The organism is Nonomuraea sp. NPDC001684, from assembly GCF_053596515.1.
The window spans coordinates 1-6,979 of record NZ_JBSFGJ010000468.1 but is presented as its reverse complement, the minus strand read 5'-3'; the positions used below and the strand labels follow the sequence as shown (position 1 = coordinate 6,979).

7 protein-coding genes are annotated in these 6,979 nt (G+C 72.9%); 2 read left to right on the top strand and 5 right to left on the bottom strand.

Annotated elements, in window-relative coordinates:
• From ACWCSD_RS44050 to ACWCSD_RS44035, 4 genes are all read right to left on the bottom strand, one after another.
• Window positions 1-549: SDR family NAD(P)-dependent oxidoreductase (locus tag ACWCSD_RS44050; protein ID WP_449924215.1), on the bottom strand; the 549-nt coding region annotated here is incomplete at its 3' end.
• A 153-nt stretch (window positions 550-702) separates the two neighbouring features.
• Window positions 703-1,215: a GNAT family N-acetyltransferase gene (locus tag ACWCSD_RS44045; protein ID WP_397157577.1), complete on the bottom strand. Its 513-nt coding sequence runs from the start codon at window positions 1,213-1,215 to the stop codon at window positions 703-705.
• A gap of 89 nt (window positions 1,216-1,304) precedes the next feature.
• Window positions 1,305-2,141: a ribosome small subunit-dependent GTPase A gene (gene rsgA, locus ACWCSD_RS44040; protein WP_449924213.1), complete on the bottom strand. Its 837-nt coding sequence runs from the start codon at window positions 2,139-2,141 to the stop codon at window positions 1,305-1,307.
• A 223-nt stretch (window positions 2,142-2,364) separates the two neighbouring features.
• Window positions 2,365-3,327 carry a VOC family protein gene (locus ACWCSD_RS44035; protein ID WP_449924210.1) on the bottom strand — a complete coding sequence of 321 codons (963 nt, stop codon included), beginning with the start codon at window positions 3,325-3,327 and terminating at the stop codon, window positions 2,365-2,367.
• Window positions 3,328-3,436: 109 nt separating this feature from the next.
• Here ACWCSD_RS44035 and ACWCSD_RS44030 point away from each other — a divergent pair, with 109 nt between their 5' ends.
• Entirely contained in the window at window positions 3,437-4,018 is a 582-nt protein-coding gene (locus ACWCSD_RS44030) for a TetR family transcriptional regulator (RefSeq protein ID WP_397157146.1), read from the top strand.
• Window positions 4,019-4,073: 55 nt separating this feature from the next.
• On the opposite strand, the gene ACWCSD_RS44025 is transcribed toward ACWCSD_RS44030, so the two are convergent.
• Window positions 4,074-5,162: an ArsO family NAD(P)H-dependent flavin-containing monooxygenase gene (locus ACWCSD_RS44025; RefSeq protein ID WP_449924207.1), complete on the bottom strand. Its 1,089-nt coding sequence runs from the start codon at window positions 5,160-5,162 to the stop codon at window positions 4,074-4,076.
• Window positions 5,163-5,355: 193 nt separating this feature from the next.
• Between ACWCSD_RS44025 and ACWCSD_RS44020 the strand changes: the two genes are divergently transcribed.
• Window positions 5,356-6,846 (top strand): FAD-dependent monooxygenase, encoded by a 1,491-nt coding sequence (locus ACWCSD_RS44020; protein WP_449924204.1) that lies wholly within the window; start codon window positions 5,356-5,358, stop codon window positions 6,844-6,846.
• Window positions 6,847-6,979 lie beyond the last annotated feature (133 nt).

Genomic DNA, 6,979 nt, shown 5'->3' with positions numbered 1-6,979 from the left:
GGCGCCGGGGGAGACGCTGTTGACCGTGATGCCCCTGGGGCCGAACTCGCGGGCCGCGACCGCGGTGATCGACTCCAGCGCCGCCTTGCTGGCGAAGTACAGGGCCAGGCCCGCCACCGCGCCGCTGGAGGAGATGTTGACGATCCGTCCGCCGTCACCGAGCCTTTCCGCGGCGGCCTGCATGACGAAGAACGGGCCCTTGGTGTTGACCGCCATCACCTCGTCGAAGTCGCTCTCGACAGCGTCGCGGATGTCTCCCATCGGGTTGATCGCCGCGTTGTTGACGACCACGTCCAGACCGCCCAGGCGCCGGTCGACCTCGCCGAAGAGGTGCTTGAGGTCTTCCAGGCGTCCCTGGTCCGCCCGTACGGCGATCGCCCGCGCGCCGAAGGCCGCCACCTCGGCCACCACCGCCTCGGCCGCCGCCTGGTCGCGGTGGTAGGTGAACAGCACCGCCGCGCCCTCGCGGGCCAGCCGCTGCACGATCGCCCGTCCGATTCCCCGCGATCCGCCGGTGACCAGGGCGTTCTTGTTCTCCAGCGTCCCCATGTCGACTCCTCGCCGTCGGCGGCTCCCCTGCTGGGAGCCGGTCACAGCGGAGTCGGAGCGGCGGCGCCGGTCTCGACGTCCGCGCGGGAAAGAATTCCGGCCTGCCCGGCCGTACGGCCCCCAGCGGTGCTGAGGGCCGTCAGAAGCGGCGGATCAGACGCCGAACGCCGCCGCGTAGCGGATGACGCCGTCCGGGACCGGCCGCTCGGGGTCGAGGGCGAGCGCCATCATGTACTTGTCCTCGACCTCGAACGGCGGCCGGATGCCGAAGCCGGAGGCCGGGGTGAAGCCGAACCGCGGGTAGTACTCGGCGTGACCGAGCACGACCACCAGGTTCTCGCCCTGCTCACGGGCCGCGCGCAGGGCGGCGCGGATGGCGGCGGAACCCGCGCCCTGTCGCTGGCGTCCGGGCCGGACGGCGCACGGGCCCAAGGCGACGGCGGGGGAGTCGCCGACGTGGCAGCGGGTGAGCAGCGCGTATCCGGCGAGCTCGCCGCCGGGTGCCTCGGCCAGCCAGGCCAGGCCGGGCAGCCACGCCTGCGGGTCGGCCCGCAGCGCCTCGACGAGGTCGGCCTCGTGCGGGCCGGGGAAGGCCGAGAGGTTGATCTCGCGGACGACGGCGGCGTCGGCGGCGTTCTCGGGACGGGTGATCCAGGTAGAGGTCATGATCGGGTTCGTCTCCTTGTCCTTCTGCGGATGCGGGACCTGGCCGGTGTTCGTGGCGGACGGAACGGACGGGCGGGGGACGCCGCCGGTCATGACTGCCGGTCCCGGAACCTGTAGGTGGCGCGCAGGTGACCGGTGATGGCCTTCTGGTGGTTGACGCGCTCGTCGCGCAGCCGGGCGTCGGTCCGCGAGGCCGCCCAGGCGTTCTCCCGTTGCAGCTTCCGGTAGCTGCGCAGGCGGCGTCCGGACAGCTCACCCGACTGGATGGCGGCCTGGACCGCGCATCCCGGCTCGGTGTCGTGGGCGCAGTCGGCGAAACGGCAGAGCGCGGCGAGCTCTTCGATCTCGGCGAAGACCTGCTCCAGGCCGTCGGCGGCGTCGTGCAGGCTGATCCCGCGCAGGCCGGGCGTGTCGATGAGGACCCCGCCGCCCGGCAGGGGCAGCAGCTCGCGGCGGACCGTGGTGTGGCGGCCCTTGCCGTCCTGCGCCCGCACCGTGCCGGTGGCCAGCAGGTCCGCGCCGAGCAGCGCGTTGCCGAGGCTGGACTTGCCCGCGCCCGAGGGGCCGAGCAGCACGGTGGTGCCGCGCACCAGCGCGCCCAGCACGTCGATGTCGCGACCGGTGGCGGCGCTGGTGACGAGGACGTCCACGCCGGGCGCCAGCGCCACCAGCTGCGGCTCGGCGCCGGGGCGCAGCGCGGCCCAGTCGCCGGTGCACGGCGTCAGGAGCGGGTCGGGCGGGTGCGGCGCGGCGAACGTGGCCCGCGTCGGGCCCTCGGCGGTGACCGCCGTGCACAGGCCGCGATCGACCCGGGAGATCCGGGCCGGGACGAGGCCCGCTTCGTAGTGTTCGGTGAAGGTTCGGTCGAGTGTGCCTGTCCACCCGTACCGGGACAGGCCGGATGGATCGGTGTACGTGTGTGACAACGTGAGACCCTTGCGGAGAAGGGGCCCCGACGAGACGTGGACGTCACCCCGCCTGATTCATGGCAGGGAGAGGAAGTGGGTCAGACCGGGGCCCGGGACGTGAGGTCGGTCCGGGTGCTGCACGGGGCAGCGGTCTTCACCGCGGTCATCGAACCTCACCTCCCTTCCACACAGATCCAGTGCCGAACGGACGGCAGCCTAGCAGCTGTCCGGACACCGGGGCTCACTCCTCCTGGCGGAAGATGATCGCGGTGCCCGACGCGGCCTCGGCGGGCACGAAGATCTCCTGGCGGCCGGTCACGCGTACCGGCACGTCGTTGTCGCGCAGGTGCTGTCGCGTGGCGGTGATGTCACGCACCGACACCGTGCAGGCGACGAACGCGGGCAGGGCCGCGGGCTGCTCACCAGGCAGCAGGTCGCCGAGCGTCGAGGCGGTGACGACGGTGACGTCCGCCCGGTCGAAGACGTGCGGACGACCGTCGCACGCCTGCCCGAAGTAGGTGGCATAACGCCGCATCAGCGCGGGGAGCGCCTCGTCGGCGACGCACAGCACACATTCGACCAGCCCGGTGGCGCCGTTGGGGTGGACGGTGTGCGGCTGGACGCCGCGCGGTCGGGCCGGCGCGTTCTCGGCGAATCCGATCCTGCCTTCCGGCACGCGCCCGGCGGGCAGGCCGGGTGCGGAGATCTCCAGGTATCGGACCGGTTCCATCGTGGTGCCGGTGCGGGTCTCGACGGTGCGCTGCACGGCGTGCACGCCGGCATGGTCGACGCCGGCCGCGGTCAGTCCCGCGGCGATGACGTCGATGTCCGGCGTGTCGGCGATCATGATGTGCAGGCCCTGGAACCGCTGCAGGAACGACGCGATGTTGGCGGTGGTGGCGCCGACGGCGGCCAGAAGTCCGGGCAGCCTGTCGTCGGGCACCCGCAGCGGGATCGGCCGGGCCGCGCCGGGCAGGTGGCCGGCGTCGTCGATCACGGCCACCAGCTCGATGAAGTTGCGCGGGAACTGCACGTGCGCGTTGGCCACGCCGAACGGCTCGGCGGCTCCTCCGGCGACCCGCGGCAGCATGGGGTAGGTGGGTGCGGCGACGGTGAAGCCGAGTCGGCGGTAGGTGTTCATGGCCTGGGTCATGTCGTGCACGATGTGGCCCACGTGGTGCAGGCCGGTGATGTCGTCGCCCATGGTGAGCCTCCATGCGGGTCCTGGGGCGTGTTCACCCCGATCTGATTTTTTGAGAGTACACTATCGTTTGATAGCGATCTCTCATTATTGCTTCGGTAGAGTGTCCCGCATGGGAGAGGGCGGGCTGCGCGAACGCAAGAAGGCCAGGACACGGGAGACGATCCTGCGCGAGGCGTTCAGGCTCTTTCGTGAGCGGGGCTACCACGCCACCACCACCGAAATGATCGCCGAGGCCGCCGAAGTCTCTCCGGCCACCTTCTTCCGCTACTTCCCGACCAAGGAGCATCTGGTCGTCCTCGACCGCTTCCCGCCGCTCATCGAGGCGTTGGCCGCTCAGCCGCCGAGCGCCCCCGTCCCCCTGCTGCGGGGCGCCTTCCGCGCCGCCTTCGCGTCCCTGTCGCCGGAGGAGATCGCCGCCGGGCGCGCCCGGGAGGTGTTCGCGGTCACCGTGCCCGAACTGCTGGCCGCCAACGTGCGCAGGAGTCCCGGCCTGATCGCAGAGGTCCGCCGGCTCGTGGCGGACAAGTCCGGCTGCGCTCCTGACGACCCGCGCGTCCGCGACGCGGTCGGCGCGGTCTTCGGGATCGTGGCCATGATCTGGATGCAGTGGGCCCACGATCCCGGCCTGGACGGCCCGGCTGAGATCGACACAGCACTGGCGCACCTGGAAGCCGGCCTGAACCGCGCCTAGATCGGCTGCCTGCTTCGTGCGGTGAAGTCGGCGCCGGCCCGCTCGGCCGACGGGACTACGCGGGGCGCCGGTGCGGCGGCCCGGAGCGCAGCTGGGTGACGATCTCGGCGGCGAGGTGGCGGGCGTTGTGGCCGGCGCCGATGAGGGTGTCGGAGGCGGGGCCGGTCCAGTCGCCGTAGCCGTGCAGGTGCAGGCGGGGCTCGGCCAGGACGCGGGTGCCCGCGGTGGCGATCACGCCGCCGGGGCCGCGCAGCCGCAGCGGGGCCAGGTGGTGGAGAGCGGGACGGAAACCGGTGCCCCACACGATGGCGTCGAAGGCCGCCGCGCTGCCGTCGGACCACGTCACCCCGTCGGGGGTGATCCGGGTGAACATGGGCTCGGCCTTGAGCACACCCCGCTCACGGGCCTCGCGCACGGGCGGGACGGCGATGATGTCCCCCAGGTCGGGGATGTCACCGGGGTCCCGCCCGGCCAGGACGGCCCGGTAGCGGCGGGCGGTCAGGGCGAACACGGCGCGGCCGTCCAGCTCGTCGGGCATCAGCCGGGGCGGGCGCGACGTCGCCCAGGCGACCTCCGTGACCCGCGACAGGTCGGCGAGGATCTGCGCGGCGGAGTTGCCGCCGCCCACGACCAGCACCCGGCGGCCGCGGAAGGGCTCGGGGCCGCGGTAGCCGGCGGCGTGCAACTGCTCGCCGCGGAAGTCGCGGATGCCGGGATAGTACGGCACGTACGGTCGCCACCAGGTGCCCGTGGCACTGACGACGATGCGGGCGTGCCAGAGACCGGCGGCGCTCTCCACGGCGAGGCGGTCGTCGGCCCGCCGCACCGCTCGCACCGCGGCGGGCCGGACGATCGGCAGCCGGTAACGCCGCTCGTAGTCGGTGAAGTAGGAGACGACGTGGGGGGCGTCCGGGTAGCCGTCGCCGGGGGGAGTCGGCATCATGCGGCCGGGCAGCGAGCTGTGCCGGGCGAGGGTGAACAGGCGCAGCGACGGCCAGACGTGCCGCCACGCGCCGCCGGGGGCCTCCTGGGCGTCCAGGATGACGAAGTCGGCGCCGGCCCGGCGCAGGTGGTATCCGACTCCCAGTCCGGCCTGGCCGGCACCGATGACCACGACGTCGGCCAGGTGCGGGGTCCCGGTCATACGACACTGTCGGGGGCGGCCATGACACGGCTCCTTAATTCGATGTCAGTCGAAATTATAGATCGTCGCAGAAGGTGCGAATCTCGGTCATCGGTGCGGTGACTATCGTTGCGGGAACCGGCACCCTCGCCGTTAGCGTCGGCGCAGCGGTCGGCGGCCTCATCGCCGATCCCTGTCGAACGGAGCATCCGTGATGAACGTCGATGTGATCGTCGTCGGAGCCGGGCCGACCGGGCTCATGCTCGCCGCAGAGCTGGGCCTCGCAGGGGTGGCGGCCGTGGTCGTCGAACGGCTTCCCCGGCGCAGCGGGCAGTCCAAGGCGCTCGGCATCCAGCCCCGCTCCGCGGAGGCGCTGGAGTCACGCGGTCTCCTCGAACCCCTCATGGACCGGGCGATCCAGCGGGTGCCCGGCGGGCATTTCGCCGGGCTCCGACTGGACTACACCGCCTGGGACACCCGGTATCCGTACTCGATCGGCATCCCCCAAGGGCGCGTCGAGGCGCTGCTGGAGGAGCGGCTCGGCGAGCTGGGCGTCCAGATCCTGCGCGGGCACGAGGTGACCGCGCTGTCGCAGGACGCCGACGGGGTCGAGGCGACCCTGCTCGGGCCCGCGGGCGGCGGGTCGCGGGTCACCGCGCGTTACCTGGTGGGCTGCGACGGCGGCCGCAGCACCGTCCGCGAGCTGCTGGGCGTCGGCTTTCCCGGCTTGGACGGCAGGCTGCTCTCGGTGGTCGCCGACATCACGATCGCCGACCCGGACGGCGCCGTGCCGGAGACCTGGACGCTGCCCGTCATGACGCCCGACAAGACCGGCAAGGGCTACATCGCGCCCATCGGCGATGGCGTGCACCGGTTCCTGTTCTACGGGGCCGAGCAGCAGGCGCTGTCCCGCGACACCCCGATCACCGAGGAGGAGGTGCAGCGGGCACTGCGCAACGAGTTCGGCCCGGGGGTCCGGCTGACGGGCGTCCGGTGGGCGTCCCGGTTCACCGACGCCTCGCGGCAGGTCGAACGGTACCGGCACGGCCGGGTCCTGCTCGCCGGTGACGCCGCGCACATCCACTCGCCCATGGGCGGGCAGGGGCTCAACCTCGGGCTGCAGGACGCGTTCAACCTGGGCTGGAAGCTGGCGGCCGAGATCGGCGGATGGGCGCACGAGGGGCTGCTCGACACCTACCACTCCGAACGGCATCCGGTCGCCGCGCGCGTGCTGGCCAACACCCGCGCGCAGGCGGTGCTGATCGTGCCCGAGGAGGAGAACCTGGCCCTGCGCGACATCGTCGAGCAGCTTGTACGGGTGCCCGAGGCCAACCGGATCGTCGCCGGCATGATCTCAGGGCTGGACATACGCTACGACCTGCCCGGCCGCCGCCATCACCTGCTGGGACGCCGCGTCCCCGACCTCGACCTGGTGACGTCGTCCGGGCCCGAGCGGGTGGCGCGGCTGCTGCGCGACGGCCGCGGCCTGCTGGTGACGACCGCCGACGAGGCGGCGTTCGCGCGGGCCGCCGGGCCGTGGTCGGCCAGGATCGGCCGGGTGCACGCGCAGGCGGAGTTCGGGGCGGACGCCGTCCTGGTACGGCCCGACGGCCACGTCTGCTGGGCCGGTTCCGTCACCGACGTCTCCGGCCTCACCGACGCCCTGACGCGGTGGGCGGGCGCTCCCGCCGGTGAACGTCCCTGAACGATCATCGGTCGCGCGCGGCCTTGACCGCCACCGGCACGATGGCCAGCGCCAGAACGCCGCCGCCGACGGCGAGGAGCGGGTAACCGGCGACGGCGACGACGAGGCCCGAGGCCATGCCGCCGGCGGCGCC